Here is a 2,179-nt window from a genome sequence, read left to right as displayed (position 1 = left end):
GTCCCCGCCTCGCCGTCGTGGCGGATCGCCTCGGTGGCGGGCAGGCGGTCGTAGGCCTCTTCGCGCAGGTCCAGCGCGGCCCAGTTGCCGCCCGGCACGGCGGCAATCAGCCCCTCGATGCGCTCTGCCGGCCCGGCGGGCACGGCGGTGAGGATGGCAATCTCGCGCCCCGCCACATGCCGCCAGAGGCGGCGCCAGCCATGGGCCTCGGCCGGTCGGGCGCGGTCGTAGGCATGTGTGCGGCGGTTCACCAGGCTGCCGTAGCCGAAGAAAAACGGGTCCTGCATCGGGATTTTGCCCTCCTTTGATGTGGGTCAAATACATATTGCGGCGGCTGAGGCAAACCGATCTGCGGACGCCTGGTCATTCGGGGGGCATTCCGGGGGCCGTTTCGCGTCCCGTGTCCGGAGAACAGGCAACGACCCGGCGAAAGGGACAGACATGCGACTGACGAAGCGGACGACGATCTCGATGCGGGTGCTGATGTACTGCGCGATCCACAAGGACCGGCTGGTCACCAAGTCCGAGATCGCCGAGACCTGCCGGATTTCCGAGAACCACCTGGCGCAGGTGATCAATCGCCTGGGCCAGCTCGGCTTCCTGACCACGCAGCGCGGGCGCAACGGCGGCGTGACCTTGGGCCGTCCTGCTGCGCGGATCTGCGTCGGCGATGTCTTTCGCGCCGTCGAGGGGCCGATTCCCGTGGCCGACTGCCTGTCCGAGGAAGAGGGCTCGTGCCATCTTGGCGAGGTTTGCCGGCTGCGCGGCGCCATCGACCACGCGGTCGAGGCCTTCTACGCGACGCTGGACGACCTGCAGCTCGAGGATCTGGTGCGTGACAACGCCGGGCTTGCCGCTTTGATGAGCCCCCGGACCTGCGCCGCCTGAGCTTTTCGCGCAATCGGCGGTTGCGACGCTTTCGGGGGCTTGCGCGACGTGCGCGGCATTTGTATTCGGGGGGCGTCGGAACGGGAGAACTGGCCGCAAGGCCGGTGCCGAAGGAGCAACCGCCCCGGAAACTCTCAGGCCAAAGGACCGTCCGACTACAGACTCTGGAGAGAGGCCCTTCAGTGGGTCCGCCGAAGGGATAGCGATCTCAGGCAGCAGAACAGAGGGGGCATCGGGCAGGGGGATCAACCCCTGCAATGGATGCCCCGGTGCGATCTCCGCCCGGGAATGGATACCGGGAGTGCGGGATGGCGCAAGCAGCCGATGAAGAACTGAAGGATCTGCCGCTGGCTGGTCTGCACGCCGAACTGGGCGGCAAGATGGTGCCTTTCGCAGGCTACTCGATGCCGGTGCAATACGCCGCCGGGGTGATGAAGGAGCACCTGCACACCCGCGCCGCCGCCGGCCTGTTCGACGTCAGCCACATGGGGCAGGTGGTCCTGAAGGGCGCCGACCCCGAGACCCTGGCGCTGGCCTTCGAAAGTCTGACCCCCGCCGCCGTGCTGGGCCTGAAGGAAGGCCGCCAGCGCTATGGCCTGCTGACCAACGAGGCAGGCGGCATCCTCGATGACCTGATGTTCGCCAATCGCGGCGATCACCTCTTCGTGGTGGTCAACGCCGCCTGCAAGGGCGCCGACATTGCCCATATGCGCGCCAATCTTCCCGGCATCGAGGTGGAAGAGATCACCGACCGCTGCCTGCTGGCCCTGCAGGGCCCCGGCGCCGAGGCGGCGCTGGCGCGGCTGGCGCCCGAGGTGGCCGAGATGCGCTTCATGGACGTCGCCTACGTGACGCTGGCGGGGGCCGAGTGCTGGATCTCGCGCTCGGGCTACACCGGCGAGGACGGCTACGAGATTTCGGTGCCCGACGAGGCCGCCGAGGACCTGGCCCGCGCCCTGCTGGCCGACGACGCGGTGCTGCCCATTGGGCTGGGCGCCCGCGACAGCCTGCGGCTTGAGGCCGGGCTGTGCCTCTACGGCCATGACATCGACGAAACCACCAGCCCTATCGAGGCCGCGCTGCACTGGTCGATCCAGAAGGCGCGCCGTGCCGGGGGCGACCGCGAGGGCGGTTTCCCGGGCGCCGAGCGCATCCTGATGGAACTGGGCGAGGGCCCGGCCCGTGTCCGCGTCGGTCTCAGCCCGCAGGGTCGGGCCCCGATGCGCGAGGGGGTGACGCTGCACGCCCATGGCGAAGAGGTCGGCCGCATCACCTCGGGCGCCTTCGGACC

2 protein-coding genes, 1 pseudogene and 1 riboswitch are annotated in these 2,179 nt (G+C 69.0%); of the genes and pseudogenes, 2 read left to right on the top strand and 1 reads right to left on the bottom strand.

The window, feature by feature from the left end:
* Positions 1–287 (bottom strand): annotated as a pseudogene (locus OS124_RS0107775) (gamma-glutamylcyclotransferase); the annotation flags it as partial.
* Positions 288–441: 154 nt separating this feature from the next.
* Between OS124_RS0107775 and OS124_RS0107770 the strand changes: the two are divergent.
* Both OS124_RS0107770 and gcvT read left to right on the top strand, forming a co-directional pair.
* The gene (locus tag OS124_RS0107770) at positions 442–888 is read left to right on the top strand and encodes an RrF2 family transcriptional regulator (protein ID WP_010138916.1); all 447 of its coding nucleotides are present in this window, start codon (positions 442–444) and stop codon (positions 886–888) included.
* A 70-nt stretch (positions 889–958) separates the two neighbouring features.
* Positions 959–1,048: riboswitch (glycine riboswitch) on the top strand.
* A 148-nt stretch (positions 1,049–1,196) separates the two neighbouring features.
* Positions 1,197–2,179 (top strand): glycine cleavage system aminomethyltransferase GcvT (gene gcvT, locus OS124_RS0107765; RefSeq protein WP_010138915.1); only part of this gene is annotated, 983 nt, incomplete at its 3' end.

This window comes from Oceanicola sp. S124 (assembly GCF_000220565.1).
Taxonomy (GTDB): domain Bacteria; phylum Pseudomonadota; class Alphaproteobacteria; order Rhodobacterales; family Rhodobacteraceae; genus Pseudooceanicola.
This window is presented reverse-complemented; position numbering and strand designations above follow the sequence as displayed.

Excerpts from the sequence above, each read along its gene's own strand:
- OS124_RS0107770 (WP_010138916.1), top strand. The coding sequence starts at position 442 with ATGCGACTGACGAAGCGGACGACGATCTCGATGCGGGTGCTGATGTAC.